This is a genomic window from Nonomuraea sp. NPDC049624 (assembly GCF_040675255.1).
Taxonomy (GTDB): Bacteria; Actinomycetota; Actinomycetes; order Streptosporangiales; family Streptosporangiaceae; genus Nonomuraea.
Window position 1 is genome coordinate 19,260 of the sequence record NZ_JBFAOR010000023.1, and the last position, 25,069, is coordinate 44,328.

Consider the following 25,069-nt stretch of genomic DNA (forward strand, 5'->3'; position numbering starts at 1 on the left):
CCCTGGGTGACAACTTTAAGCAAGCCCCAGCCAAAGGGCTCCTTCGATCCCCACACCCCCGGGGACATGTGAGAGGAGTCACCCAGAGTGAACAGCACGTTCAAGTCGGGCACGATCGCCATATTGGCGGCGGCGGCCCTTACCGCCTCGATGACAGGCGCCGCCGGCGCCACCTCGAAGGCGCACTTATCCACCGCGGCGACCACCGTCGCCAGGACCGAACCCCCGGCGTTCGCGCCGGCGGACGCCAAATCGCGCGACCGCGCGAAAGTGAACGCCGACGCGGCACTCGCCGCCGGCGCCGAACGCCTGCACAAGGGCTCCGGCGACGCCTTCACTCTCTCGTCCAACGTCGCCGGAACCTACGGCCTGCAATATCTGACCTACGAACGTACGTACAAGGGCCTGCCCGTCTACGGCGGCGAGGTCGTCGTGGGCACCGACCGGGCCGGCCAGGTGATCCAGCAGGTGGTCACCGGCCAGACCGCGAAGATCAAGGTCGGCACCGAGCCCTCGGTCACGGCCAGGCAGGCGACGGCCACCGCCAGGGCCCTCCTGCCCCAGGTGGACGAGGTGACCACGGCGAAGCTGGTCGTGCACGCCACCAGCGCCACCCCCAAGCTGGCCTGGCGGGTCCAGGTCACCGGGCGGACGGCCACCGGCAGGCCCAGCATCCTCGACGTGTTCGTGGACGCGCGCTCCGGCTCGCTGATCGACAAGTTCGACAAGGTGCACGAGGGCACCGGCCGCGGCTTCTACGACGGCACGGTGACGATCGACACCAGCGGCTCCGCCGGCTCGTACCGGATGGTGGACACCACCAGGCCGGGCCTCCAGTGCGGCGGCCAGAACGGGTCGGCCTACACCAAGAGCAGCGACTCGTGGGGCAACGGCTCGGGCACCGACCTGGAGACGGCCTGCGTGGACGCGCTGTACGCCGCCCAGATGGAATGGAACATGCTGCGCGACTGGCTGGGCCGCAACGGCCACAGCGGGACGGGCCGCTCGTTCCCCATCCGGGTCGGGCTGAACGACGTCAACGCCTTCTGGAACGGCTCGTATACCACCTTCGGCCACAACCAGGCCGGTAACCAGCAGGCCACCCCGATGGACGTCGTCGGCCACGAGTTCGGCCACTCCGTCTTCACCAACACCCCGGGCGGCGACACCGGCAACAACGAGGTCGGCGGCCTGAACGAGTCCACGGGCGACATCTTCGGCGCGCTGACCGAGGCCTACGCCAACAACCCGAACGACCCGCCGGACTACCAGGTGGGCGAAGAGGTCAACCTCGTCGGGAACGGCCCGATCCGGTACATGTACAACCCGTCCCAGGTCGGCGACCCCAACTGCTACAGCACCGCGATCCCCACCACCGAGGTGCACGCGGCGGCCGGGCCCCAGAACCACTGGTTCTACCTGCTGGCCGAGGGCAACAACCCCGGCGGCGGCAAGCCGAGCAGCCCGATCTGCACCGGCGGACCGTCCTCGGTGACCGGCATCGGCATCCAGAAGGCCGGCAAGATCTTCATGGGCACGCTGCAGGCCAAGACGCAGCCGTGGACCCACGCCAAGGCGCGGGTGGCCTCGCTCAACGCGGCCAAGGCGCTGTTCCCGAACAGCTGCGTGGAGTTCAACGCGGTCAAGTCGGCCTGGGACGCCGTGAGCGTCCGGGGTACCAGCGACCCGACCTGCGTGGCCAACCCGGACACCTTCTCGCTGCAGGTCAGCCCCGGCTCCGGCGCGGCCGACCCGGGCGGCTCGGCCGCCACGACCCTGAGCACGGTGACGACCGGCGGCAACGCCCAGCAGATCCAGCTCAGGACGGGCACGCTGCCGGCGGGCGTGACCGCCCAGTTCAGCCCGGCCACCATCCAGTCCGGCCAGTCGTCCACGCTGACCCTCAACGTGGCGGCGAACGCCGCCCGCGGGACGTACACCGTCCAGGTGATCGCGCAGGGCACGGCCCAGACGCAGACGCAGAACTACACCCTGACCGTCAACCGGCCGATCCCCGACCAGTTCTCGCTGACGCTCAGCCCCACGTCGGGGTCCGTGGACGCGGGCGGCAGCACCGCCTCGACGCTGACCACCACGACCACGAGCGGCAACGCCCAGCAGATCCAGCTCAGGACGGGCACGCTCCCGGCGGGCGTGACCGCCCAGTTCAACCCGGCCACCATCCAGTCGGGCCAGTCGTCGGCGCTGACGCTCGCGACGGCGTCCTCCGTGCCGGCCGGGACGTACACCGTCCAGGTGATCGCCCAGGGCACGGCCCAGACGCAGACGCAGAACTACACCCTGACCGTCTCCCGGCCCGGTGACCCGGACGCGTTCTCCGTCCGGCTCGACCCGGAGGCGGGCACCGCGACGGCCGGCGGCACCGTGGCCACCACGGTGAACACGGCGACGACCGGCGGGCAGCCCCAGCAGGTCACGCTGTCGGCGGCCAAGCTGCCGAACGGCGTCACCGCGGCCTTCGACCCGGCCACGATCCAGTCGGGCCAGTCCTCCAGGCTGACCTTCACGGTGGCCTCGACGGCGAAGAACGGCACGTACCCGATCACGGTGACGGCCACCGGCACGGCCCAGACGCAGACGGCGAGCTACGCGCTCACGGTCACCGGCGGCACGCCGGCGGGCGACTTCACCGTCGCCGCGGACCCGTCGTCGGCCACCGTCACGGCGGGCGCGACGGCGACCACCACGCTGAGCACGCAGGTCACCACCGGCCGGCCGATCCCGCTCACGCTGGCGGCCGACGGCGTGCCGCCGGGCGCGACCGTCACCTTCAGCCCGTCGTCCATCAACTCGGGCGAGTCGTCCACGGTGACGGTGACCACGTCGTCCAGCACGCCGGCGCAGACGTACACGATCACCCTCAACGCGAACGGCTCCGCCAGCCACGGCACGTCGTTCTCGCTGACGGTGAACGGTGGCGGCAGCGGTGACACCTGGCAGGAATGGCACGCCTACAACGCCGGCGACGAGGTCACCTACCAGGGTGTCCGCTACCGCTGCGTGATCGCCCACACCTCGCAGCCGGACTGGACGCCCGACGTCGTACCGGCTCTGTGGCAGCGGATCGGATGACGGTCCGCCCGGTGCCCCACGTACCCGGGGGGTGACTGAGGGCCGGAGCGGAGGGGGTCCCACCGGACCCCCTCCGTTCTGGCTTCCGGCGCTCCGGCACTGTCCGATCGCGTTCGGGGACGTCCGGCCGTAACTTTCACCGCGTTCCCTGCGTCGAACACCACATGAGACGCATCACCACCGCCACGCTCGTGGCCGGGCTGCTGCTGGCGGGCGGCGCCGCGCCGGCGCTGGCCGGCGAGTCCGCCCCCGTCCGCCGCTGCTCGGCCGGCCAGCTCCAGGTTCGCCTGGGCACGATCGACGCCGGAGCGGGCAACAGGAACGCGCCGCTGGTGTTCACCAACAGCTCACGCACCGCCTGCACCCTGTACGGCCACCCCGGCCTGATCATGATCGACAAGCAGGGCGACACGCTGCGCACCCGCGTCCGCCGCGCCACCGGCCCCAAGCACCGGGTGATGGTCAAGCCGGGCGGCAGCGCCCGCACCACACTGCACTGGACGGTCGTCGAGACCGGCGACGAGACCGCCTGCCCGAGCCCCGCCCGCCTGCTGGTCATCCCGCCGGACGAGCGGTCGTACCTGAACGTGCCCTTCGACGCCGGCCAGGTGTGCGACGGCGGGCGGCTCGACGTCACCCCGCTGGCCTGAGCTCCACACGGGGCAGGCAGGGGGGCCGGTCAGCGCAGCAGCAGGTTGACGACGACCGTGAGCACGGCCGACAGCAGCAGCGAGATCAGGATCATCGCCAGGCAGCCCGGCCAGCCGCCCAGCGGTCGCACTTCCCAGTTCCCGAACCTCATCCCCGGCCCCTACCCGGTGCGGCCGGGGTCGTACCCGGGCCGGGGCGGGCGTCAGAGACCGGCGACGAAGTCGAGGGCGACCGCCCAGGCGCGCTCGGCGGCCGGGGCGTCGTAGTCGGGCAGGCCGGGGTCGGTGAACAGGTGACCGACGCCCGGATAGCGGAAGACCTCGACGTCGGCCCGCGCCCGGCGCATCTGGAGGTACCAGGCGTTGAGCCAGTCGACCGGCTCGTAGAAGTCGGGGTCGGCGACGTGCAGCTGCACCGGCAGGTCGTCGGCGGCGGCGCCCTCGGCCATGTCGGAGGTGCCGTGCATGAGCAGCAGCCCCTGGGCACGCTCGTCGCCCAGCGCGAGGTTCTGGGCGATGGCCGCGCCGAGGGAGAAGCCCGCGTAGACCAGGCCGTCGCCGGACAGCGGGGCCGCCACCGTGATGGCCCGCTTCAGCAGCTCCTCGCTGCCGATCTCCTCCTTGATCGCGATGCCCTCCTCGGGCGTGTCGACGACGCGGCCGTCGTAGAGGTCGGGGACGTGCACCTCGTGCCCCGCCCCCCGGAGCATTTCGGCGGCCTGGTGGACGGCGGGCCGCAGGCCGTACATCGAGTGCAGGAGGAGAATCCGCGCCATACGCGCAGCTTAGCGGCCCTGGACGAGTGCGCCCGGCCCGGCCGCGGCGGGTCAGCCGTCCTCGCCGGGCAGGTCGCGGGCGGTGAACATGTCGATCAGCAGGCGGACGGGCAGCCCGGCCTCGGTCGGGTAGCGGAACTGCCGGTCGAGGTCGAGGCTGTAGCGGTTGCGGCGGCCGATCCGCTCGCGGGTCAGGTAGCCGGCCTGGAAGAGGTCGGAGACGATGTTCTGCACCGTGCGTTCGGTGACGCCGATGCGGGCGGCGATGTCGCGCAGCCGCACGCCGGGATCACGGGCGATCTCCACCAGCACGCGGGCGTGATGAGTCAGGAAGGTCCACGTCGCCGGATGGTCTTCAGGGTCGGGCACAGCCTCTGACGCTTTCTACCTGGACGTCCCGGATCCGCGGGGCGGACGAAAATGCTTACCTGAAGATCCTATGACGAAAGCTCTTTCCTGCAACCCTCTTCGCCCCTAACCTTGGGTCGAGGGCGGCTCAGACGCCGTCCCTACCGGCCAGGCCCACTTGGGGAACAACAGATGTCCGTCACCCAGACGTACCTTGCCGTCGCGTCGAGCGCCGCCACCAGGCCGCCATGTCCGTGCTCGACATGAGCTGCCGGCCGGTTCCGGCCGGCGCGCTGGTCACGGTCTCCGGTGAGCTCGACGCCACCAACGCCGATCGCCTGGAGGGCGCCATCCACGACGCCCTTCGCCCCGGCCGGTCCGTGATCCTCGACCTGGGCGAGCTGACCTTCATGGACAGCAGCGGCCTGCACGTGCTGCTGCGGGCGCACGACGACGTCCACGACGCGGGCGGGAGCCTGCGCCTGGCCGCCGTGCGGGACATCCCGGCCCGCATCCTGCAGATCACCGGGGTGTGGGACGCGCTGCACATCCACGCCTGCGTGGAGGAGGCCGCCGGCGCGGCCGCGGACGCCCAGCCCGATCGACTGCCGGATGATGTGGAGCGGTTGTGATGCACCTGGCCAGCAGCTATCTGCCGGGGATCACCGTGATCACGGTGGCCGGCGAGGTGGACGCCACCGCCTCCGGCCACCTGGAGACCTACCTCGACCAGGTGCGCCGCCGCCTGGACGAGCACCTGGTCATCGACGCGCACCGGCTGACGTTCCTGGACAGCTCCGGCCTGTCCGTGCTGCTCGCCGCCGCCACGCTGGCCCGCGCGCACGGCGTCGACGTGCACCTGGCCGGCCTCCAGCCCACGGTGGCCCGGATACTGGAGATCACCGGCACCGCCGAGCTCGTGACGCTCCACGACCGCATCTCCCAGGCCGTCACCGCGGTGCAGGCGCTCCGGGACGCCGCGCCCGGTGAGCCCGGGGAGCCGGGTGAGCCCGCCGAGCCGTCCGAGGCCGTCTGACCGTCTCGTGGGTGTGGCGGCCGGCGGCCACCGGGTGCTCACCTGCGGATCCCGCCCTGCCACCGCCGGCTAGCAGGAAGTGCCCTCGGTGTCCAGACCCGGCCGGCCGTGACCTCCCCTCCAGATGGACGGCGGCTTCGTTCATGGGCATGAGCACCGAAATCATCTCCGGTACGGAGTTTTTGCGCGCTGCGCGTACCTAGCGTGGCGGTCATGAATCGCGCACTTCTCCGACGGGGTCTGGCCGCCGCGGTGGCGGTCGGCCTCCTGCTCAACGGACCCGCCGTACAGGCCAGGTCGAAGCCCGTCACCGTGACCCTGCCGCAGCCGACAGGCCCTCGCGAGATCGGCACTGTCACCCTGCACCTGCGTGACGGCTCCAGGGCCGACCCGTGGATCAAGACGCATGACCGGCGTGAGCTGATGGTCAGCCTGTGGTACCCCACGCGCCGTCCGGACGGCCGCCCCGCCGCGCCCTGGCTGCCGCCCCGCGCCGCCGAGGCCTTCTACCGCAACAACGGCCTCTCGCCCGCGGCTGTCGGCCTGCCCCTGACCCATGGCCGCGAAGGGGCCCGGGTAGCCGGGCGGGGGCTGCCCGTCGTCCTGTTCTCGCCCGGCAACGGCGCCGACCGTTCCATGAACACCACCACGGTCGAAGAGCTGGCCAGCTGGGGCTACATGGTGGTCACCATCGACCATCCGGGCGACGCGGGCGAGGTGGAGTTCCCCGACGGCACGGTCACCGGCCGCGTGCTGAAGCCCGTCCCGGTGAGCCGGCTGGCGGAGAAGGCCGACGAGATCAACGTGCGGGTGGCTGACGCGCGCTTCGTGCTGGACCGGCTCAAGGAGCTGAACAAGGGACAGAACCCCGACGCTGAACGCCGGGCGCTGCCGGAGGGTCTGCGCGGCGCGTTCGACCTGAAAAGGGTCGGGATGTTCGGCCATTCCGCCGGAGGAGCGACGGCCGCCGCGACGATGCTGGCGGACCGGCGGATCAAGGCGGTGCTGAACCTGGACGGACCCGCCCTCGGCAAGGTGGCCGCCAAGGGGCTGGCCAAGCCGTACATGCTCATGGAGGCCGAGATCTTCGACAAGCCCATCCGCGGGCAGAAGGCCTTCTGGTCCCGGTTGAAGGGCTGGCGGCTGCACGTGCGCACCAACGGCGCCAAGCACAATTCCTACACCGACCTGCCGCTGGTGTACGAGCAGGCGGCCGCGGCGCTGGGCCTGTCGAAGGAGCAGTTGCGAGCGGTGAACGGGACGCTGCCGGCGGCGCGTGCCGTGGCCGTCACGCGCGCCTACACCAGGGCCTTCTTCGATCTGCAGCTACGACGCGAAGGCCATCTGCTCGACCGGCGTTCCCCGCGCTTTCCCGAGGTGCAGGTGATCGCCCGCTAGTCATCGACGGCCGCCGAACCCCCAGTCGTGCACCTCGATCCCGGCGTAGCGGTCGGCGGTGAGGACCGCGCGGGCCGCGTCCGCGTCCGGCGCGCGGACCAGCAGCGCGGTGCCGACCCAGGTGGCGCCGTCGTCGGACAGCAGCGGCCCGTAGGCGATCAGCTCGTCGCCGTCGGCCGGCGGGACGAGGTCGGCGGGCTGCCCGGAGCCGAGGCCCAGCACCAGGTACCGGTTCCCGCCCTCCCGGCCGCCGGGGAACTCCCACATGGTGCGCCCCAGCACGTTGCGCCAGCGGCGGAGCAGCACGTCGCGGTAGACCCCGGCCTGGTAGTTGGGCTCGTCGAAGGCGAACGCCCGCGCGGCGGCGGGGTCGGGCAGGTCGACGATGTGCACGCTGCCGGTGGCCGCCCTGGTGTCGCGGTCGAAGGTCGGGCCGCGGGCGATCAGCTCCGCTTCGTACCGGTCCATGTAGGACCAGTGCGCCTCCCCCAGCTCCCCGCGCAGGGGGCCCGATCCGGGACGGTCACGGTGGTAGCAGAAGAACTCCATGACGAGAGCGTACCTACCACGTGATCTTCACCCGGTCACGACCGTCGCACGGCCCGGCGGCTCAGCCGAGCATCTGCTCGACGAGGTCGGCGGCGCGGGTGGTGCCGCCCTCGGCCCGCGCCTCGGCCTGCAGGCGCGTCAGCCGGCGGGCCACCTCGGGGTCGCCGGTCAGCTCGGCCAGCGCGGCGCGCAGGGCCTGCGCCGTGGCGTCGGCGGTGTCGATGCGGCGGGCCACGCCCAGCTCCACGAGCCGGTCGGCGTTGGCGAACTGCTCGGCGCCCTGCGGGACGGCGATCATCGGCACGCCCGCCAGCAGCCCTTCGCAGCAGCCGCCCATCCCCGCGTGGGTGACGAACGCGTCGGCCTGGTCGAGGATCGCCCGCTGCGGCACCCACGGGTGCACCTCGACGTTGGACGGGATCTCGCCCAGCTCCCCCACGTCGGTGTACTTGCCGATCTGCAGCACGATGTGCCAGCCGGGCAGGTCGCCGAAGGCCGCCAGGCACCGGCGGTAGAACTCCGGCTGCCGGGTGTAGGCCGACCCCAGGGAGATCAGCAGGACGTTCGCGGCGTCGGCCGGACGGGTCCAGCCGTCCTGCCCGTGCAGGTCGTGGCAGGGGCCGACGAAGGTCACGGTGGCGGTGTCGACCTGGTCGGCGTGCGGCTGCATGGCCCGCGGGATCAGGGCCAGCGCGCGGGGCGGACGGCCGGAGAAGGCATCGACGTCGGTGGTGGTGGCGCCGCATCCGGCGAGCCAGGCGGCGAACCTGGCTCGGTAGGCGTCGGCCCCGGGCAGCCGCCACAGCTGGGCCGCCACCTCCTCCTGGTAACCCTTCCAGGCCACGAACGTCGGCGACAGCTGCAGCAGGGGACGGCCCTGCGCCTCGGCCATGGCCCGCGCGGCGTAGGCGCCGATGTCGTACAGGTAGAGGTCGGCGGGGTCGTCGTCGTAGGCGGCGCGCAGCTGCGGGAGCGCCTGGACGGCGTCGTCCAGGAAGAGGCTCATCGCCGCGATGGGGTCGTCGGGCCAGTCGTTGTCGGCGACCGGCAGCGTCGAGGTGCACGGGACCAGCTCGGCGCCGGTGCCCGTGACCAGGTCGGCGACCGCCGGGTCGTTGGCGTACGTCACCCGGTGGCCGCGGGCCACCAGCTCGCGGACGATCTCCAGGCTGGGCAGGACGTGGCTGACGGCGGGGATGCCGACCATGGCGATGTGGGCGCGGCGGCGGGACACGGGCGAATCACTCATTTCAGGTTCTGTCGCGGCGGGACGAGCGCTGGTCGGCGGGACGAGCGCTGGTCGGCGGGTCAGGCGGGACGCGCACCCGGGGCGGCGGCCTCCAGGTCGGCGACGCTGCCCGACATGATCGTGCGCACGTGCTCGGTGATGTGCTCGGCGGGCCAGTCCCACCAGGCCACCGCGAGCAGCCGGGCGACGTCGTCGGCCGGGTAGCGGGTGCGGATGAGGCGGGCCGGGTTGCCGCCGACGATCCCGTAGTCGGGCACGTCGGAGGTGACCACGGAGCCGGCGCCGATGATCGCGCCGTGCCCGATGCGCACGCCGGGCAGCACCGTCGCGCCGTGGCCGAACCAGACGTCGTTGCCGACGACGGTGTCACCGCGGTTGGGCAGGCCGGTGAGCAGGTCGAAGTGGTCGGACCACGAGCCGCCCATGGTGGGGAAGGGGAAGGTCGAGGGGCCGTCCATGCGGTGGTTGGCGCCGTTCATGATGAACCGCACCCCGGTGCCCAGGGCGCAGAACTTGCCGATGACCAGCCGCTCCGGACCGTAGTGGTAGAGCACGTTGCGGGTCTCGAACGCGGTCGGGTCGTCGGGGTCGTCGTAGTAGGAGAACTCCCCCACCTCGATGAGCGGGGACTTGACCAGCGGCCGCAGCAGCACCACCCGTGGCTGGGCGGGCATCGGGTGCAGGACGGTGGGGTCGGCGGGGCCGCGGGCGTTCATGGATCTCTTCCTTCCGCCACCGCTAATGCGACAACTTGTACATTAAGATGGTGGCATGCCGACGTCCGCCCCGCAAACGGGAAAGGGATCGACGACGCCCGAGAGCCCGTCGTCCGGGCCGCGCCGCCGTCCGGGCGGCCGTACCGGCCGCATCCGCGCGCAGGTTCTCGACGCGGTCCGCGCCGAGCTCGCGGAGCGCGGCTTCGACGGGCTGACCCTCGACGCCGTCGCGGCCCGCGCCGGCGTGCACCGCGCGACGGTCTACCGGCGCTGGCGGGACGTCGGCGGCCTGCTCGCCGACGTCCTGGAGGCGACCGGCGACGACGACTGGCAGCCCGAGGACACCGGCTCCCTGCTGGGCGACCTGACGGCGCTCAACCACGAGAACCAGGCGGCCATGACCGCGCAGCCGTCGATCGCCACGGCCCTGATCGCCGCCTCGTTCCGCTCGGAGGAGGCCGCCCGCGGCCTGCGGCGGCTCTGGGACGACCGGTACACCCGCTGCGAGGTCATCGTCAGCCGGGCGGTCGAGCGGGGCGAGCTGCCGGCCGGCACCGACGCGCGGCGGCTGCTCGTCGCCGCCACCGCGCCGCTCTACCACCACCTGGTGCTGCTGCGCACGTCCCCCGACCCGGACCTGCCGGAACAGGCGGCGCGGACGGCCGTGCTCGCCGCCGAGGCCGGCGCCTTCGCCCCTCCCCCGGGGCGGTGAGGGCGGGGTCGCGGTCAGGAGGAGACGGCGACGGGCAGGCGGTAGGTCCGCGGGTCGTCGAGGTGGGCGACGATGAAGGCGGCCAGGTCGGCGCGGGACGTACGGGCGCCCAGGCGTTCGGTCGCGCCGATCGAGACGCGGGGGTGGCCGGTGCCGGGCCGGTCGGTCAGGCCGGTGGGGCGGACGGCCGTCCAGTTCAGCCGCGTCCCGGCGAGCGCCTGTTCCATGCGGGCCATGTCGGCGTACGGATGACGCATGACGTGGTGCAGGACGCGGCCGAGCAACCGGGTGACGGGCCCGGCGCCGGCCGGGACGGCCAGCCCGGCCGAGGAGATCACGACGAGCCGGGCGGACGGCGGCAGCGCCGCGACGATCGCGGCGGTCCCCTGCGAGTAGACCGTGGTGGGGCCGCGGCCGGACGAGCCTAGGGCGGAGATCACGGTGTCGTGGCCGGTCAGCGCGGCACGCAGGCTCGCGGGGTCGGTCACGTCGGCGGCGCGGCGGACGAGCCGCGGATGGTCGAGGCCGAGGCCGTCGGGGCGGCGGGCGACGGCGGTGACGGTGTGCCCGGCCGCCAGTGCGTGTTCGACGACGAGGCGTCCGGTGCGGCCCGTGGCGGCGACGACGGCGAGGGAGGTCATGAGCGGGCGATCTTCCGTGGCGAGGGGGCGAGGGCTTCAGGCGTGGGTTTCAGGCGTGGGCTTCAGGCGTGGGCGGCGGGCCTGCTGGCGGGCTGGAACTTGAAGGAGATGGCCTCCATGAGGGCCTGGTGCTTGGTGTTCTGGAAGGCGGCGATCTTCCAGTCGCCGTCCGCCTGCCGGACCATCGTGTAGGTCTGGATCTTGTGCAGCTTGCCCGGCTTGCCCTTGTAGGTGTCGCCGCGGGTGATGACGAGGGCGGTGTCGGGGCCGGCCAGACGGATGCCGACGGTCTCGTAGGCCAGCCGGGTGCCCTTGACGAAGCTGTCGAACAGCGCCTGGTGGGCCTCGCCGATCTCGCGGGCGCCGGTGTACAGGGTGCCGACGTAGGTGATGTAGGTGGCGTCCTCGGTGAACAGGTCGCCGTACGCGCCGCCGTCGGCCCGGTTCCAGGCGTCGGCGAGACGGTCGAGCACGGAGGTGATGGCGGCGGCGTCGGCGGCGGTGAGGGTGTTGCCCATGGTCGTTGCCCTTCCGGGGGTAACTTCTCAGAAGCATTTGCTTCTTTGAAGATTTATCTTCTCTGGAGAAGAGATTAGGAGAGGGGCCGGCCACTGTCAACTCTCCGGCGCGAGAGGTCGCGCCGGGAAGCTCGGAACGGGGAGAGCCGCAGGTCAGGGGCGATGGAGCGCCGAGATCGCGAACCCGTCCACCGGGCCGAGCGCGGCCTGCGGCACGCCGGGGGTGATCTCGGGGAAGGGGAAGAAGTCGTACCCCTCGCCCGGCTTGACCTGGTTGCCGTCCCAGTAGCCGCTGATCCAGGTGCCCATGAGGGTCATCGCGGCCTTGCCGGAGGGGACCATGTCGCCGGCGTCCGTTGAAGTAGCCCCCGTATGCTTGCGGTCCCATGAGTGAGCAGTTGACGATCGGCGAGCTGGCCGAACGCACCGGGGTCGCCACCTCCGCGCTGCGCTACTGGGAGGAGCTCGGGCTCATCCCGGCGCCCGAGCGCGTCTCGGGGCAGCGGCGCTATCCGCCGGCGGCGGCCGAGCGGGTGGCGGTGATCCTGTTGCTGCGCGAGGTCGGCCTCACGTTGCGCGAGATCAGGACGTTCATCGCGGCCCGGTCCGAGCCGGGCGACGCGTGGCGCGAGCTGTACCGGCGCAAACTCGCCGAACTGGACGAGCGCATCGCCCGTGCCCAGGTGGCGCGCACCGCCATCGCGCACGGCATGGCCTGCCCGCACGAGAACGTCTTCGAGTGCCCCGCCTTCACCGGAGCGGTCAGGGCGCGGCTGGCGGGGGCGTCCCTGGAAGAGGCGCACCAGCACTGAACGGCGGCCCGGCGGCCGCGAACGCCTCGGCCGCCGCAGGCACCGAGGCGGTGCTCGCGGCGGCCGGGACGCGCGTCAGGGGGCGGACCGTCAGGCGGTCGGCTCGGGGGTGTGGCGGGGCAGGGCGAGGGTGACCAGGAGGCCGGCGATCATCACCGCCGCGGTCAGCAGGACGACCAGGAACTCGCCGTCCGCCGTGGCGGCGCGCAGGGCCTGGCCGGTCCTGCCCGCGGTGCCGACGTCGGCGATGACGGTGAAGACGGCCAGGCCGATGGCGTTGCCGATGTTGAGCGCGGTGGAGGCGATGCCGTTGGCGACGCCCTGCTCGTGGGCGGGGGTGCCGGTGGCGGCGGCGATCCACATGGCGGTCCAGACGACGCCCTGACCCAGCCCGGAGACGACCAGACCGGGGATCAGCAGGCCGTACCCGGCGTCGGCGTCGAAGCCGAGGGCCAGGACGGCGGTCCCGGCGACCCCGACGGCGAAGCCGATCAGCAGCGTGGCCCGGGTGCCGATCCGGGTGGCCAGGCGTTCGCCGCCCTGGGTGCCGGCGGCGATGGCCAGCGACGGGACGAGGAAGGCCAGCCCGCTCTGCAGGGCGCTGTAGCCGTGGACGCTCTGCAGCAGCACGGTGAGGAAGTACGGCAGGACGCCGAACGTGGCCATGTAGACGAAGGTGACCAGCATGCCGACGGTCAGGCTGCGGTTGCGGAACAGCCGGAACGGCATGAGCGGATCCGCGCTGCGGGCCTCGACCAGCGCGAAGACGACCAGCAGCACGGCGGCCACCGCGAAGGCGCCCGCGACCAGGGGGCTGCCCCAGCCCAGCTCGGGCCCCTCGACCAGGGCGAAGACCAGCAGCGTGGACCCGCCGGTCACGGTGAGCGCCCCCGGCATGTCGAACCTGCGCCGCTCCCGCCCGGCCGGGTCACGCGGGACGACGGCCAGCGCGGCCAGCGCGACCAGCCCGGCCAGGGGGACGTTGACGAAGAAGACGGCGGGCCAGCCGAAGTTCTCGGTGAGGACGCCGCCGAGCAGCGCCCCGATCGTCAGCCCGCTGGCGCCCGCGCCGCCCCAGACGGCCAGCGCCCGGTTGCGCTGCCGCCCCTCGGCGAACAGGCTGTTGAGCAGCGCCAGCGTTGACGGCAGCAGCAACGCCCCGCCGACGCCCTGCACCGCGCGGGCGACGATGATGACCACGGGGCCGGTGGCCAGCCCGCCCGCCAGCGAGGACAGCGCGTAGAGGGCCAGGGCGAGCACGAAGACGCGGCGGCGGCCGAGCAGGTCGGCCGCCCGGCCGCCGAACAGCAGGAAGCCGCCGGCGAAGACGACGTACGCGCTGACCACGAGCTGCTGGGTCTGGCCGGGGAAGCCCAGGTCGGCGCCGATCCGCGGGAGCGCGACGAAGACGATGTTGAGGTCGAGCGCGTAGATGAGCTGGGCCAGGGCGAGCAGCGCCAGGGTCCAGCCGAGCCGGGGCTTGACGCCGTCCGCGACGGCCGCGGGCAGCGTGGATGGTGTGGACATGGAACGCCCTTCGGAGGGAGCCGGTGAGCGGGCACGCGAAGGCCCGCCGCACGAAACGATAGTACGAGTATTGACGTACGGTCGTACTATGCCAGACCGAAGGGGAATTGTTCGACAGTCGCGGTACAGTTGGACCATGGCCTTCCGTCATCCCGACCGCGACCAGATCCGGGTCGAAGACGTGCTGTCGGCGCTGGGGAACGGCGTGCGCCTGTCCGTCGTCCGCATCCTCGACGCCGGCGGCGAGCACAACTGCACCAGCGTCCTGAACACGCTGGGGATCACCGCGAAGTCGACCATGACCCACCATTGGCGGGTGTTGCGTGACAGCGGGGTGATCTGGCAGCAGCCGTCGGGCCGGGAGAACCTGCTCGTCCTGCGGCGCGAGGATCTGGACGCCCGCTACCCCGGCCTGCTCGACGCCATCCTGTCCGGCGCCCGCACCGACGACGCCGCCCAGCGGCCCGACCGCCCCGGCCCGGCCACCTGACCTGCCCGCCCACTTGACCTGCCCGGCCGCCTGACCTGCCCGCCTGCGGGGCTTCCGCCGCGCGGGACGGAGGCCGAGCCCCGGCCTACCGGTCGGCCGGGGCTCGGACCCGATCAGCTATCGGCGCCGGCGGCGGCCGCCACCGCGGCCCGGCTGGAGGCCACCCAGGCCGCCCAGGACGTCTTGGATCGGTTCCAGACATCGGGCGGGAAGAGATGATCGGGTGGCTCCTATCCCTGGTAACCGGGGATGGAGAGCTCCGGGACGGTGCTGCCGGCGCAGCGGGCGCGCTGGTCGGCGGTGGGGGCGGCGTTGCGCATGCCCACGACCGGCACGGCGCGGCCGTCGGCGTAGGTGTTGTCGGAGGCGGTGAAGGCCGCCGCGTCCCCGGCGACCTGGGAGACGTCGGGGCGGCCCGGGGTCCCGGCGAGCGGGTCGAGGAAGCGGTTGCCGAAAACGGCGATCGCCTGTTCGGCCCCGGTGCCGGGGAAGTTGCGCCAGTACATGATCCCGCTGTGGTCGGCGGCGGGCGTGACCGTGCGGATGTCGTAGACGTTGCCGCAGACGACGACGTCCTGGAAGACCTTGGGGGCGTTGGTCACGTCGTAGGTGTAGAGCAGCAGCGCGGTGCCGTACAGGAGGTTGCCGGCGATGGTCGCGCCGGCGCCGTTGCGCACCTTGAGCCCGCCCCTGGCGTCCTGGGGCCAGCCGCGCAGCCAGTTGCCGGTGATCTTGAGTCCGTCGAAGCCCCAGGCGTACACGCCGTGATCGCTCTTGGCGCGGCTGCGCGGGTCGCGGTTGACGATGTTGCCGGAGACGGTCGCGTTGATGTCGCCCTTGATGCTGATGCCACGCTGGATGTGGCCGAGGGCGGCGGGCAGGCCGGTACGGCGGCGCACCTCGGCCAGGCGCGTCGCCGGGGCCTGCGACCAGGAGCGTCCGCCGGCCCAGGTGCTCAGCCATGCCGTCGAGGACAGGTCGGCGCCCAGGACGTTGCCGCTGATCGTCAGTTCGCGGGTGCGGTAGGTGAACAGCGGGGCGCCGCCGTCCACCTGCCGGTCCGACAGGAAGATCGAGTCCTGAACCTTGGCGCCGACCACGTTGGTGAGAGCCACGGCGACCTGGGCCGAGCTCGTCTGCTGCTCGTCGCCCCCGCTGGGCGTCTCCCCGTCGCCCGTGCGGTTGACGAACACGCTGCGCCGGATGATCGGCCCGGTCTTGTAGGGGCTGTTGACGTCCAGGCGCAGCCCGTCGAACACCACGTTGTCCAGTACGGGCGTACGGTCCCACCGGTTGGCGTAGGTGGTGTCGGCGAGGGCGGCGTTGGTCGTGCTGCGCAAGATGGCGGGTGTGTCGGGGTCGCCGAGGATGGAGGCGGGCTTGCTCCAGTCGAGGCCGCCGGTGATGCGGTAGAGGCCGCCCGGCAGGTAGAGGCAGCGTCCCGAGGCGTACGCGGTGGTGATCGCCTGCCGCATGCTCGCGGTGTCGTCGGCCTGCCCGTCGCCCTTCGCACCGGCGTCGGCGACGGCGTTCAGCACGCCACCCGAGCAGGCCGGGTCCGCGGCCACCGACTCCGGCACCGCAGGAGCGGCACCGGCCATGGCCGGCTCGGCGCCGAGCCCCGACACGACGACCACGCCCGCGACCAGCGCCTTGCGCATCCGCCCTGGGTTGCTTGCTCGCATCGCCCGACTTCCTCCGGTTCCCCGACGCCGGCCGCGACGTGGTTGCCGCGTCCCCCGTTCAGCAAGGTGATCTTGCCATACGCGGCCGCCGCCGGGGTGGCGCGTCAAGACGCCAGGGGCCGCACGAGCGACGATCATCGAGACCGGCTCCCGGTCGCCCTGCGTACCGCAGGGTCCAGTGAAGTGCTCAGGCGTGGCGGCCTGTGGATCTCGATGGAACGCTCAGCCGGGCAGTGGCCAGCAGCGGAAGATCCGTTCGTCTACGCCCGGAACCGCCTGGACATGAATGCCGTAGACGACCTACGGGGCGATGGGTTCGCCGGGTTGCCGGATCTCGAATCCGGATCGGCGGCGGAAGGCATCCATGCCTGGCGTAGGCGGCACCTGTCCATAGAGCTGCATGTACCTGCAGTGGAAATAGATCTGTTTGCAGCGCTTGAGTAGCGTGGCGCCGACGCCTCTGCCGCGGGGTGTGCTCGGCGACCGCGATGGCCTTGATCTTTGTCAGGGCCGCCCAGACTCAGGCCCGAGCACAGCGGGAGGCGGCGCACGGCGAAGGCTGACCCTGGCTAGCGATGGCCGCACGGCATCGACGGACCCTCCAGGGCGGCAAATCGGTTGCCGGGCGACGAACGGGCCATACAGAATCGCCACCATGATCTCTCAAGGCCGCGACCACCGCCATCCGGACATCGCCGGCCACATTGAGTATCCCCGCCTTGCACTACGCCATCCGTGACTACAACCCCGAGCACGAGAGCGCCTGGCTGCGCTGCCGCGTTCTGTCCTTCCTGACAACCGCCTACATCGACGACGTCGTCACGAGCAAACCCGCGACCCCAGCTCCCGGTTTCGAACTCATCACACAGGACATCGGCACTCTTGCCGGAATTCTCGACGTCGCCATTGACGGTGAACTGGCGACCGTTGAAACCATCGCGGTTCATCCTGACCATCAACGTCGGGGCATCGGCCGCGCTCTCCTCGACCAAGCCCGTGCCCGAGCCCGCAGGCTCGGCGCACGCACGCTCGACGCCTGGACAAGGGACGATCCGGGGACATTGCGCTGGTATCGAGCCAACGGCTTCACCGAGGGAGAGCACTACCTCCACGTCTACACGAACTACTACACCGATCCCAGCGAGCCGGACAGGGCCATCGGTGCGCGCCAGCCAGGCCTGCGGCCCATGGCGATCTTCGCGCATGCCAGCTTGCAGGACGAGCATGCCATGCGCACGCAGTTCGCCCGAGTTCACGTCTGTCGGCGCTTCGTGTCAATGCTCTGAAGCACGCTCCCGACGTCCTCAGAGACCTTGAGTCCTGACCGCCCCGGGATTCGCGAGCCTGTGCCGACGCAGTACGTCGCGCCGACGGTACGGGCCTCAGCGTCGAGCCGTCGAACGCCTGTGCTTGGGCGCCCGGCAGGCCCACGGCATCGGACCTCCGTACGGGCTCCTCATGTCCCGTAACGGCGGCGGGGACATGGGGCCGCGGCCGCGCGTGTCGCCGGCCCGGTCCGGCTACTCTCGCTGCCGTGACCACTCCGCCGTCCGGCTCTCCCGAACGTCTGCGCGCCGACCTGGTCGCCGAGCTCAGGCGAGCCGGCTGGATCCGCTCCCCCGCAGTCGAGGCGGCCTTCGTGAAGGTGCCGCGCGAGCGGTTCGCCCCCGAGGCTTCTGCGGAGGCGGCCTACGCGGCCGACGACGTCGTCGTCACCAAGCGCGGCCCGGACGGCCGGGCCACGAGCTCGATCAGCGCGCCCTGGCTGCAGGCCGGCATGCTCGAAGCGGCCCGGCTCCGCCCCGGCGCGAAGGTTCTGGAGGTGGGTTCCGGCGGCTGCAACGCAGCCCTCATCGCCGAGATCGTCGGGCCGGACGGGCTGGTCGTCACCGTCGACATCGATCCCTTCGTCACCGAACGCGCGAGCCGCTTCCTCGCCGACACCGGCTACGGCAGAGTGCGGGTCGTCCTAGGCGACGCCGAGCACGCGGCCGGGCGGCACGCGCCGAGCGGCGGCTTCGACGCCGTGATCGTCACCGTCGGCGTGTGGGACGTGCCCTGGGGGCACCTGCTCGCCCCGGACGGCCGGATGGTCGTCCCGCTGCGCTTCTCCACCATCAGCCGGTCCTTCACCTTCGTCCGCGAGGGCGACCACTTCGCCGGGCTCGACCCGACGGTCTGCGGCTTCGTCCCGTGCCAGGGGGCCGGCAGGCTGCCCGACCAAGAACCGGTGCTGGCCGGCGGCGCCGTCAGGCTGACGCTGGAGCAGGGGCCCGCACTCGACGCGGCCCGCCTCGACCAGGCGCTGGACGGCGACCGCACCGAGCTGTGGACCGGCGTCACCGTCGGCCATGGTCGGCCGTTCGACACGATGCACCTGTCGATCGCCGCCGACGACGAGCGGTTCGGCATGTTCTGGCAGGACCCCGGCCGCGACTGCGGGCTCGTCCAGCCGGCCATGCGCTGGTACTGTCCCGCGCTCATCGTCCCCGACAGCTTCGCCTACCTCACCATTCGGGAGACCCACGGCCCGCACGACGCCGAGCGGCGATGGGAGTTCGGAGCCTGCGGCCTCGGCCGCGAGGGCGCCGGGCTCGCCCGGCAGCTGCACGACCACGTGCTGGCCTGGGATCGCGATCGGCGCCACCGCCCGGACCCGGTCTTCACCCTCCACCCGGCCGACGCCGCCGTACCGGCCCCCGCCGACGGCCGCGTCTTCCGCAAGCGTCACACCCAGCTGGTCATGGCCTGGCCCTGAGCACGAACGAGCCGACCGGTTTCCGGTGTCTTGCCGGTGGTCAGGCGGATCTGACGGCGGAGATGTCGAATTCCAGGGTGATCCGGTCGGAGATCATCACGCCGCCGGTCTCCAGCGCGGCGTTGTACGTCATGCCGAAGTCCTTGCGGTTGATCGCCGTGCTGCCCTCGAAGCCGACCCTGGTGACGCCCTGCGCGTCGACCGCGGTGCCGGTGTAGTCGAGCGGGACGGTGATCTGCCGGGTCACCCCGCGGATCGTCAGGTCGCCGGTGACCTCGAAGCTGTCGCCGCCCGCATGCTTGACGGACGTGGACTCGAACGTGATGTGCGGGTGGGCGGCGGCGTCGAGGAAGTCGCCGGTGCGCAGGTGGCCGTCGCGCATCTGGTTGCCGGTCTGGATGCCGGCCACGTCGAGCACCACGCGGACGGCGGAGGCCGCCGGGTTCGCCGCGTCCAGGCGGGCGGTGGCCTCCTGGACGGGGATGCTGCCGCGCACCTTGGTCACCATGGCGTGGCGGGCGACGAACAGCAGGCGTGGCGCAGGTTCGGGCTGGCCACCCGCCTGCTGACCGACCGCCTGGAACGCGACCTGATGGCGGCCGCCGGCATGCCGCCCACCTACTACGAGCTGCTCGTCCTGCTCTCGGAGGCCCCTGAGCGCACGATGCGCATGAGCGAGCTGGCGCAGTGGACCAACTCCAAGCCGAGCCGCATCTCGCACGCGGTCAACAAGCTGGAGCAGAAGGGGTGGGTGCGCCGGGAGCACTACGCCGGCGACCGGCGCGGGTGGCTGGCCGTGCTCACCGACGACGGGCACGCCGCGCTCCGGGCGGCCGCCCCGAAGCACGTGACCAGCGTCCGTGAGCACCTGGTCGACCTGCTCACCGCGGAACAGCTGCGGCAGCTCGCCGACATCAGCCAGGTCCTGCTCGACCACCTCACCGAGCACGAGTGAGGGCGCCCGTCCGGCCGGGCGGGGGCGAAGCGCCCGGCCGACGGTCAGTTCATCGGGCGGGGGTGACGCGGACGGGCGGGTCGGTGGTGAAGGCCGCCAAGGCGTCCGGGTCCGGCGTGACGCCGACGCCGGGGCCGTCGGGCACGGTGATGGAGTCGCCGGTCAGCTCGATCGGCGCGGTGATGTCACGCTCGTAGTAGCGGGCGGTCGCCGAGATGTCGCCCGGCAGCGTGAAGCCGGGCAGGCTGGCCAGCGCCAGGTTCGCCGTCCGGCCGAGCCCGGTCTCCAGCATCCCGCCGCACCACACCGGCACGTCCGCGGCCAGGGCCAGGTCGTGGATCCGGCGGGACTCCAGGTAGCCGCCGACCCGGCCGGGCTTGATGTTGATGATCGAGCAGGCGCGCGCCCTGATCGCGGCGGTGGCGGAGCGGGCCGAGGTGATCGACTCGTCCAGGCAGATCGGGGTGTCCATGCGGGCGGCGAGCCGGGCGTGGCCGTCCAGGTCGTCCGGGGCGAAGGGCTGTTCCAGCATGGCCAGGCCGTAGGCGTCCAGGCCGGCCAGGTGGCGGGCGTCGGCGGGGGTGTAGGCGGTGTTGGCGTCGGCGGTGAGCATCAGGCCGGGGCCGAACGTCTCGCGCACCAGCCGCACCGGCTCCAGGTCCCAGCCGGGCTCGATCTTGAGCTTGATCCGGGCGTACCCGGCGCCGATGTGCCGGTCCACGGTGTCGAGCAGGTCGTCGAGGGTGGCGGCGATGCCGACGGACACGCCGACGCGCACGCTGGACCGCACCCCTCCCAGGTGGGCGGCGAGCGACAGGCCGCGCGCCTTGAGCACGGCGTCCAGCACGGCCGTCTCGACGGCGGCCTTGGCCATCGGATGGCCGCGCAGGTGGGCCAGCGCGGGCCCGACGCCGGCCGGGTCGAGGCGCGGCACCGCGAACAGGGCGGGCAGCAGGAAACGGCGGATGAGGTCGGCCGCGCCCTCCAGGTACTCGGGGCTGTAGGTGGGCTCGTCGTCGGCCACGCACTCGCTCCAGCCCTCCTCCCCCTCGGCGCCGCGCACGCGCACCAGCAGCGCCCGGCGCACGGTCTGCGTGCCGAGCGAGGTGCGGAACGGGGTGATCAGGGGCAGCGCGACCGTGCGCAGCTCGGCTTCGGCGATCCTCATGCCGCGCGCTCCAGCACGTACCAGCCGTCCCTGGTGAACCCGGCGATCCGGTAGCCGCGGGCCAGCGCGCCGCCCAGGGCGGCCCGCTGGGCGGTCCGCCACCGCGCGGCCTCCCGGGGCTGCTCGCGCCGCAGCCGCTCGGCGTCGGCGGGCGTGGCGCAGCGCAGCACGGCCGCGCCGCCCGGCTCACGCGGCGCCCCGGTCTCGTCGAGGATCACCTCGGCCTCCTCGGTCCCGCCCAGGGCGCCCGGCTCGCGGTCCGGGGCCGGGTGCACGGGCCAGTGGGCGAACAGGCGGTCGGTGACGTCGCCGCCGTTGATGCCGTCGTTCATCGGCCCGTAGAAGTCGGGCACGTACCGCTCGGCCCGCGCGCCGAGCCTGGCGAGGTTGAAGAAGGCGTTGCGGCGGACGAGCGGGTCGAAGGTCCAGGAGATGGAGTTCAGGGCACGTTCGGCGGCCCACGCGCGCTGGTGCGCCTTGATCGCCTGGCCGATCCCCCGGCCCCGCGCCTCGGCGGCCACGCCCACGACGTGGGAGTGCAGGCTGCCCCCCTCGGCGAGGAACCCGGAGGCGGCGGCGACGAGCACGCCGTCGAGGAAGGCGCCGCCGATGTAGCCGCCGGTGTGCTCAAGGGCGCACATGAGGTCGACGGCCACCGGCGGGTCGTCGCCCGCCCTGGTGTTCCAGACGCGGCGCAGCAGCCGGTCGGCGGCCTGGAACTCGGAGGTCCCGTGGAGGATGCGGATTTCGAGCATGGCACCAGCATTCCGCCGGACCGCCGCCGGATCGTTGGCGCGCAAGCCCAACTTCAGCCGCCGCCGTTTGTGCCGGACGCCGGGCTCTGGCCGCCGCTCGCGCCGGACGCCCCGATCTCGGCCAGCCGGAGCTGAAGGCCCAGCACGAGCCGGACGTCGGGGTCGTCGAGCGCGATCAGCTCGCCGATGCGGCGCAGCCGGTACCTGAGCGTGTTGGGGTGCAGCGACAACGCCTCGGCCGCCCTGGGCACGTCGTAGTGGGCGGCCAGCCAGGCCCGCAGGCTGCGGACGTACTCGGTGCCGTGCCCGGCGTCGTGCTCGGTCACCAGGGACAGCGGCTCGCCGACCAGCGCCGGGCCGGACCGCATCGAGGCGGCCGCGTCCAGCAGGAACAGCGCGGCGGCCAGCTCCTCGTGCAGGCCCACCTCGCCGCCCGCGAGCGGGCCGCCCATCGCGCGCAGGGCCTCGTCGGCCTGCCGGGCGGCGGCGGGCACCTGCGCGAGCGAGGCCGCGACCCGTCCGACGCCGGCCCGCCAGTGGCCGCCGAGCCGGTCGGTGATCCGGCCGAGCGTCTCGGCGGTGACGCGGCGCAGCAGTGCGGTCCCGGCGCCGGCCGCCACGATCGCGTACGTCCGGCCGTCCACGGCGCCGACGGCGGCCCTGATCCGGTAGACGGCGTAGGCGGTGCGCAGCAGGTCGGCGGCGTGCGTGGCGGCGAAGACGTCGGTCCGGCCGGCCGGGTCCCCGGCGGCCACGACCCTGACCGGCTCGTCCGGGCGCAGGCCCAGGGAGGCGGCCAGCTCGCCGGCCGGGCCGACGCCGCGCAGCAGCCGGCCCACCCACTCGTCCCTGGTCCGGCGGGCCTCGTCGGCCGCCAGGCTGAGGCGGGCCAGGTGCGGGGCGGCGGTCCTGGCGGCCTCGGCGAGCACGGCGTCGGCGTCGGGCGCGAGCGGCTCGTCCGCCTGGATGGCCCAGATGGTGCCGAGCGCCTCGCCCCTGGCGCGGACCGCGATGGCCAGCCGGGGCAGGTACTCGCGCGGCTCGTGGCTCCACACGGCGCCCTCGCAGCGCAGGACGGCGGCGTACTCCTCGGCGTTCGTCGGGTGCTCGGGCACGCGCCGGCCGAGGATGCCCTCCCTGCGCAGGTCGTCGATCGGCTGGCCGATCGTGGAGTAGGCCAGGACGCGCATGGCCAGGTCCTCGATGGCCACCGCGCCGCCGACGCGGGCGGCGACCTGGTTGGCCAGCGCGAACAGGTCGCCCGCCGGGCCACCGCCCAGGTCCGCGGCCGGGGCGACGAGCGCGAGCAGGGCGTCCACCAGGGCGTAGAGCTGGCCCCAGGCCAGGCCGGGGGCGGCGGCCAGCAGCGCCACGCCCGCGTCGCGGGCCGCCTCGGTCAGCGCCGCGGCGTCGCCGAGCCCGTCCCGGACGACGACCGCGCTCACGCCCGCCGCGGCCGCGCTCTCCAGCAGGGACGGCTCCGGCCGCCCGGTGGCCAGCAGCAGCGCCCCGGCGTAGGCGGCCAGCGGCTCGTCGGAGCCGTGGATGACCGGCGCGCCCACCATCGCCTGGCGGCCGGCCGGCAGGCACAGCGCGCTCACCGTCTCCGCGCCGAGGCTGTCGAGCAGCACGCCGAGCGTCACCCGGCCCTGGCCGCTCACGCCCGGCCCCCGCGCAGGAGGCGTCCGTGCCGGCCGCCGGTGAACTCGCCGTCCTCGATCACCATGCGACCGCCCAGGAGCACGTGGGTGACGCCGGCCGGGCGGGTCGCGGGCTCGTCGTAGGTGCCGTCGTGGCGGATGGCCGCGGGGTCGAACACGCACACGTCGGCCACCGCTCCCCTGCCCAGCCAGCCCCGGTCGGCCAGGCCGAACTGGGCCGCGGTGGCCGAGCCGGCCTTCCTGATCGCCTCGGCCATCGGCACGAGCCCGCGCTCGCGCACGTACTCGCCGAGGAAGGTGGGGAAGGTGCCGTACGTGCGGGGATGGGTCGGCCCGGCGGGCGGCCCGCCGTCGGAGCCGATCGACACGAGGGGGTGCCGCATGATCCGGGTGACGTCGTCGTCGTGCATGGTGTGGAAGACGCCGTCGGCGTGCGGGTCGGCCATGAGCAGGTCGCACAGCGCGTCCCAGGGCTCGCGGCCGTCCAGCAGATCGGCCAGCGAGCGGCCGGTGACGCCGGCGGAGGCGTGCCGCAGCAGCCGCACGTCCTCGGGGTGCGTCTCCCGCCACAGGCCGACGCCGGTCGTGCGCTCCGGGTCCTCGGCCAGCGCGCGCAGCGCCCGCCGTTCCCCGGGGTCGGCCAGCCTCCTGAGCAGCTCCGGCTCGCCGCCTTCGCACGCCGCCGGCGGCAGCAGCGCGACCAGTCCGGTGCAGAACGCCCGGTACGGGTAGACGTCGGCCCGCACGTCCACACCCCTGACGCGGGCGGCCGTCAGCTTGTCCAGCAGCATGGCCGACGAGCCGTGCACGGCCCGGCCCGACGCCTTGCAGTGGGAGACCTGCAGCCGCACCCCGGCCGCCGCCGCGACCTCGACGGCCTCGTCCAGCGCGGCGGCCAGCCCCTCGCTCTCGCTGCGCAGGTGGGTGGCGTAGACGAGGTTCCAGCGCCGGGCCGCGCGGGCCAGCGCGATCAGCTCGGCGGTGCCGGCGTAGGCGCCCGGCACGTACTCCAGGCCGCTGGACAGCCCGCACGCGCCCGCGGCGAACGCCTCCTCGGCCAGCTCGGTCATCCGCTCCAGCGCGCCGGGCGGCGGCGCGGCGTCCATGCCGCAGACGGCCGTGCGCAGCGTGTTGTGGCCGACGAGCGCGGCCAGGTTGTTGGTCGTGCCCTCCCGCTCCACGGCGTCGAGGTAGCCGCCGAAGGTGGTGAAGGCGTGCTCGCCGAAGATCCCGGGGGTGAAATGGGGCGACTCCGGGTCGGCCGGCCCGCAGGAGAAGCCGCAGTTCCCGATGATCTCGGTGGTGACGCCCTGCCGCAGCTTGAACGGCTGCTCCCCGGCCATGAACGGCACGGTGTCGGAGTGGCTGTGCGGGTCGACGAAGCCGGGCGCGACGACCATGCCGTCCACGTCCACCACGCGGGCGGCCCGGCCGAGGTCGCGGCCGGTCGCGGTGACGCGTCCGCCGGCGACGGCCACGTCCGCGGTACGGCCCGGCGAGCCGAACCCGTCGTGCAGGGTGCCGCCGCGCAGGATGAGGTCGTGCATGAAGGTCTTACCTTTCCCGGGTACG

The 25,069-nt window shown here is 73.1% G+C and carries 26 protein-coding genes and 1 pseudogene; 11 read left to right on the plus strand and 16 right to left on the minus strand.

Features of this window, described 5'->3' with window-relative positions:
• Positions 1-87 precede the first annotated feature (87 nt).
• Positions 88-3,093, plus strand: coding sequence for a M4 family metallopeptidase (locus tag AB0J76_RS47680; protein ID WP_352326285.1), 3,006 nt, complete (start codon positions 88-90; stop codon positions 3,091-3,093).
• 164 nt (positions 3,094-3,257) lie between these two features.
• Positions 3,258-3,743 carry a DUF4232 domain-containing protein gene (locus AB0J76_RS47685; RefSeq protein ID WP_352326286.1) on the plus strand — a complete coding sequence of 162 codons (486 nt, stop codon included), beginning with the start codon at positions 3,258-3,260 and terminating at the stop codon, positions 3,741-3,743.
• A 29-nt stretch (positions 3,744-3,772) separates the two neighbouring features.
• Here the strand turns inward: AB0J76_RS47685 and AB0J76_RS47690 are convergent, their stop codons facing one another.
• The 3 genes from AB0J76_RS47690 to AB0J76_RS47700 are packed head-to-tail and all read right to left on the minus strand — an operon-like array spanning position 3,773 to position 4,888.
• Positions 3,773-3,895 (minus strand): hypothetical protein, encoded by a 123-nt coding sequence (locus tag AB0J76_RS47690; RefSeq protein ID WP_352326287.1) that lies wholly within the window; start codon positions 3,893-3,895, stop codon positions 3,773-3,775.
• Between the two features lie 51 nt (positions 3,896-3,946).
• Entirely contained in the window at positions 3,947-4,519 is a 573-nt protein-coding gene (locus AB0J76_RS47695) for a dienelactone hydrolase family protein (protein WP_352326289.1), read from the minus strand.
• A gap of 51 nt (positions 4,520-4,570) precedes the next feature.
• Positions 4,571-4,888 carry a helix-turn-helix domain-containing protein gene (locus AB0J76_RS47700; protein WP_352326291.1) on the minus strand — a complete coding sequence of 106 codons (318 nt, stop codon included), beginning with the start codon at positions 4,886-4,888 and terminating at the stop codon, positions 4,571-4,573.
• 227 nt (positions 4,889-5,115) lie between these two features.
• Here AB0J76_RS47700 and AB0J76_RS47705 point away from each other — a divergent pair, with 227 nt between their 5' ends.
• From AB0J76_RS47705 to AB0J76_RS47715, 3 genes are all read left to right on the plus strand, one after another.
• Positions 5,116-5,499: an STAS domain-containing protein gene (locus tag AB0J76_RS47705; protein ID WP_352326292.1), complete on the plus strand. Its 384-nt coding sequence runs from the start codon at positions 5,116-5,118 to the stop codon at positions 5,497-5,499.
• Positions 5,499-5,903: an STAS domain-containing protein gene (locus tag AB0J76_RS47710; RefSeq protein ID WP_352326293.1), complete on the plus strand. Its 405-nt coding sequence runs from the start codon at positions 5,499-5,501 to the stop codon at positions 5,901-5,903. Before AB0J76_RS47705 ends, AB0J76_RS47710 begins: the two co-directional genes overlap by 1 nt.
• Positions 5,904-6,116: 213 nt before the next feature.
• Complete coding sequence (locus tag AB0J76_RS47715) at positions 6,117-7,301, plus strand: lipase (RefSeq protein WP_352326295.1); 1,185 nt, start codon at positions 6,117-6,119, stop codon at positions 7,299-7,301.
• On the opposite strand, the gene AB0J76_RS47720 is transcribed toward AB0J76_RS47715, so the two are convergent.
• From AB0J76_RS47720 to AB0J76_RS47730, 3 genes are all read right to left on the minus strand, one after another.
• The gene (locus AB0J76_RS47720; RefSeq protein ID WP_352326296.1) at positions 7,302-7,850 is read right to left on the minus strand and encodes a YciI family protein; all 549 of its coding nucleotides are present in this window, start codon (positions 7,848-7,850) and stop codon (positions 7,302-7,304) included.
• 61 nt (positions 7,851-7,911) lie between these two features.
• On the minus strand, positions 7,912-9,099 hold the full coding sequence (locus AB0J76_RS47725; RefSeq protein WP_352326298.1) for a macrolide family glycosyltransferase: 1,188 nt from the start codon (positions 9,097-9,099) through the stop codon (positions 7,912-7,914).
• A 59-nt stretch (positions 9,100-9,158) separates the two neighbouring features.
• On the minus strand, positions 9,159-9,815 hold the full coding sequence (locus AB0J76_RS47730; RefSeq protein WP_352326300.1) for a CatB-related O-acetyltransferase: 657 nt from the start codon (positions 9,813-9,815) through the stop codon (positions 9,159-9,161).
• A 55-nt stretch (positions 9,816-9,870) separates the two neighbouring features.
• Here AB0J76_RS47730 and AB0J76_RS47735 point away from each other — a divergent pair, with 55 nt between their 5' ends.
• A complete protein-coding gene (locus tag AB0J76_RS47735) occupies positions 9,871-10,527 on the plus strand; it encodes a TetR/AcrR family transcriptional regulator (RefSeq protein WP_364394034.1) in 657 nt (218 codons plus the stop codon).
• Between the two features lie 14 nt (positions 10,528-10,541).
• On the opposite strand, the gene AB0J76_RS47740 is transcribed toward AB0J76_RS47735, so the two are convergent.
• From AB0J76_RS47740 to AB0J76_RS47750, 3 genes and pseudogenes are all read right to left on the minus strand, one after another.
• A complete protein-coding gene (locus AB0J76_RS47740; RefSeq protein WP_352330282.1) occupies positions 10,542-11,168 on the minus strand; it encodes an NAD(P)H-binding protein in 627 nt (208 codons plus the stop codon).
• A gap of 62 nt (positions 11,169-11,230) precedes the next feature.
• Positions 11,231-11,686, minus strand: a complete 456-nt coding sequence (locus tag AB0J76_RS47745) for an SgcJ/EcaC family oxidoreductase (RefSeq protein ID WP_352330284.1) — start codon at positions 11,684-11,686, stop codon at positions 11,231-11,233.
• Positions 11,687-11,839: 153 nt separating this feature from the next.
• A pseudogene (locus AB0J76_RS47750) lies at positions 11,840-12,049 on the minus strand (extracellular solute-binding protein); the annotation flags it as partial.
• 23 nt (positions 12,050-12,072) lie between these two features.
• Between AB0J76_RS47750 and AB0J76_RS47755 the strand changes: the two are divergent.
• Complete coding sequence (locus AB0J76_RS47755) at positions 12,073-12,498, plus strand: MerR family transcriptional regulator (protein ID WP_352330285.1); 426 nt, start codon at positions 12,073-12,075, stop codon at positions 12,496-12,498.
• Positions 12,499-12,588: 90 nt separating this feature from the next.
• Here AB0J76_RS47755 and AB0J76_RS47760 read toward each other — a convergent pair whose 3' ends face one another.
• Positions 12,589-14,025 (minus strand): MFS transporter, encoded by a 1,437-nt coding sequence (locus AB0J76_RS47760; protein WP_352330287.1) that lies wholly within the window; start codon positions 14,023-14,025, stop codon positions 12,589-12,591.
• 136 nt (positions 14,026-14,161) lie between these two features.
• On the opposite strand from AB0J76_RS47760, the gene AB0J76_RS47765 reads away from it, so the two are divergent.
• Positions 14,162-14,515: a helix-turn-helix domain-containing protein gene (locus AB0J76_RS47765; protein WP_352330289.1), complete on the plus strand. Its 354-nt coding sequence runs from the start codon at positions 14,162-14,164 to the stop codon at positions 14,513-14,515.
• Positions 14,516-14,745: 230 nt separating this feature from the next.
• Here AB0J76_RS47765 and AB0J76_RS47770 read toward each other — a convergent pair whose 3' ends face one another.
• Positions 14,746-16,200, minus strand: a complete 1,455-nt coding sequence (locus AB0J76_RS47770) for a glycosyl hydrolase family 28-related protein (RefSeq protein ID WP_352325739.1) — start codon at positions 16,198-16,200, stop codon at positions 14,746-14,748.
• 719 nt (positions 16,201-16,919) lie between these two features.
• Between AB0J76_RS47770 and AB0J76_RS47775 the strand changes: the two genes are divergently transcribed.
• Both AB0J76_RS47775 and fxlM read left to right on the plus strand, forming a co-directional pair.
• A complete protein-coding gene (locus AB0J76_RS47775) occupies positions 16,920-17,486 on the plus strand; it encodes a GNAT family N-acetyltransferase (protein WP_352325737.1) in 567 nt (188 codons plus the stop codon).
• Positions 17,487-17,734: 248 nt separating this feature from the next.
• On the plus strand, positions 17,735-18,958 hold the full coding sequence (gene fxlM / locus AB0J76_RS47780; RefSeq protein WP_352325736.1) for a methyltransferase, FxLD system: 1,224 nt from the start codon (positions 17,735-17,737) through the stop codon (positions 18,956-18,958).
• A 40-nt stretch (positions 18,959-18,998) separates the two neighbouring features.
• Here the strand turns inward: fxlM and AB0J76_RS47785 are convergent, their stop codons facing one another.
• Positions 18,999-19,454 (minus strand): YceI family protein, encoded by a 456-nt coding sequence (locus AB0J76_RS47785; RefSeq protein ID WP_352325735.1) that lies wholly within the window; start codon positions 19,452-19,454, stop codon positions 18,999-19,001.
• A 15-nt stretch (positions 19,455-19,469) separates the two neighbouring features.
• Between AB0J76_RS47785 and AB0J76_RS47790 the strand changes: the two genes are divergently transcribed.
• Entirely contained in the window at positions 19,470-19,913 is a 444-nt protein-coding gene (locus tag AB0J76_RS47790) for a MarR family transcriptional regulator (RefSeq protein WP_352325734.1), read from the plus strand.
• A 49-nt stretch (positions 19,914-19,962) separates the two neighbouring features.
• Here AB0J76_RS47790 and menC read toward each other — a convergent pair whose 3' ends face one another.
• From menC to AB0J76_RS47810, 4 genes are read right to left on the minus strand one after another with little or no spacing between them, the layout of a single operon-like run.
• Entirely contained in the window at positions 19,963-21,081 is a 1,119-nt protein-coding gene (menC, locus tag AB0J76_RS47795; RefSeq protein ID WP_352325732.1) for an o-succinylbenzoate synthase, read from the minus strand.
• Complete coding sequence (locus AB0J76_RS47800; RefSeq protein WP_352325731.1) at positions 21,078-21,836, minus strand: GNAT family N-acetyltransferase; 759 nt, start codon at positions 21,834-21,836, stop codon at positions 21,078-21,080. Before AB0J76_RS47800 ends, menC begins: the two co-directional genes overlap by 4 nt.
• Positions 21,837-21,889: 53 nt before the next feature.
• The gene (locus AB0J76_RS47805; protein ID WP_352325730.1) at positions 21,890-23,497 is read right to left on the minus strand and encodes a helix-turn-helix domain-containing protein; all 1,608 of its coding nucleotides are present in this window, start codon (positions 23,495-23,497) and stop codon (positions 21,890-21,892) included.
• A complete protein-coding gene (locus tag AB0J76_RS47810) occupies positions 23,494-25,044 on the minus strand; it encodes an amidohydrolase family protein (protein ID WP_352325729.1) in 1,551 nt (516 codons plus the stop codon). The genes AB0J76_RS47805 and AB0J76_RS47810 overlap by 4 nt, the downstream gene beginning before the upstream one ends.
• Between the last annotated feature and the right edge of the window lie 25 nt (positions 25,045-25,069).

What these genes read in the sequence shown, in the direction of transcription:
- AB0J76_RS47720 (WP_352326296.1), bottom strand. Translation starts at nt 7,850, where the DNA reads ATGGAGTTCTTCTGCTACCACCGTGACCGTCCCGGATCGGGCCCCCTG.
- AB0J76_RS47705 (WP_352326292.1), top strand. Translation starts at nt 5,116, where the DNA reads ATGTCCGTGCTCGACATGAGCTGCCGGCCGGTTCCGGCCGGCGCGCTG.
- AB0J76_RS47710 (WP_352326293.1), top strand. Translation starts at nt 5,499, where the DNA reads ATGCACCTGGCCAGCAGCTATCTGCCGGGGATCACCGTGATCACGGTG.
- AB0J76_RS47735 (WP_364394034.1), top strand. Translation starts at nt 9,871, where the DNA reads ATGCCGACGTCCGCCCCGCAAACGGGAAAGGGATCGACGACGCCCGAG.
- AB0J76_RS47760 (WP_352330287.1), bottom strand. Translation starts at nt 14,025, where the DNA reads ATGTCCACACCATCCACGCTGCCCGCGGCCGTCGCGGACGGCGTCAAG.
- AB0J76_RS47690 (WP_352326287.1), bottom strand. Translation starts at nt 3,895, where the DNA reads ATGAGGTTCGGGAACTGGGAAGTGCGACCGCTGGGCGGCTGGCCGGGC.
- AB0J76_RS47685 (WP_352326286.1), top strand. Translation starts at nt 3,258, where the DNA reads ATGAGACGCATCACCACCGCCACGCTCGTGGCCGGGCTGCTGCTGGCG.
- AB0J76_RS47715 (WP_352326295.1), top strand. Translation starts at nt 6,117, where the DNA reads ATGAATCGCGCACTTCTCCGACGGGGTCTGGCCGCCGCGGTGGCGGTC.
- AB0J76_RS47740 (WP_352330282.1), bottom strand. Translation starts at nt 11,168, where the DNA reads ATGACCTCCCTCGCCGTCGTCGCCGCCACGGGCCGCACCGGACGCCTC.
- AB0J76_RS47730 (WP_352326300.1), bottom strand. Translation starts at nt 9,815, where the DNA reads ATGAACGCCCGCGGCCCCGCCGACCCCACCGTCCTGCACCCGATGCCC.
- AB0J76_RS47810 (WP_352325729.1), bottom strand. Translation starts at nt 25,044, where the DNA reads ATGCACGACCTCATCCTGCGCGGCGGCACCCTGCACGACGGGTTCGGC.
- AB0J76_RS47770 (WP_352325739.1), bottom strand. Translation starts at nt 16,200, where the DNA reads ATGCGAGCAAGCAACCCAGGGCGGATGCGCAAGGCGCTGGTCGCGGGC.
- AB0J76_RS47765 (WP_352330289.1), top strand. Translation starts at nt 14,162, where the DNA reads ATGGCCTTCCGTCATCCCGACCGCGACCAGATCCGGGTCGAAGACGTG.
- AB0J76_RS47725 (WP_352326298.1), bottom strand. Translation starts at nt 9,099, where the DNA reads ATGAGTGATTCGCCCGTGTCCCGCCGCCGCGCCCACATCGCCATGGTC.
- AB0J76_RS47695 (WP_352326289.1), bottom strand. Translation starts at nt 4,519, where the DNA reads ATGGCGCGGATTCTCCTCCTGCACTCGATGTACGGCCTGCGGCCCGCC.
- AB0J76_RS47745 (WP_352330284.1), bottom strand. Translation starts at nt 11,686, where the DNA reads ATGGGCAACACCCTCACCGCCGCCGACGCCGCCGCCATCACCTCCGTG.
- AB0J76_RS47755 (WP_352330285.1), top strand. Translation starts at nt 12,073, where the DNA reads ATGAGTGAGCAGTTGACGATCGGCGAGCTGGCCGAACGCACCGGGGTC.
- menC (WP_352325732.1), bottom strand. Translation starts at nt 21,081, where the DNA reads ATGAGGATCGCCGAAGCCGAGCTGCGCACGGTCGCGCTGCCCCTGATC.
- AB0J76_RS47800 (WP_352325731.1), bottom strand. Translation starts at nt 21,836, where the DNA reads ATGCTCGAAATCCGCATCCTCCACGGGACCTCCGAGTTCCAGGCCGCC.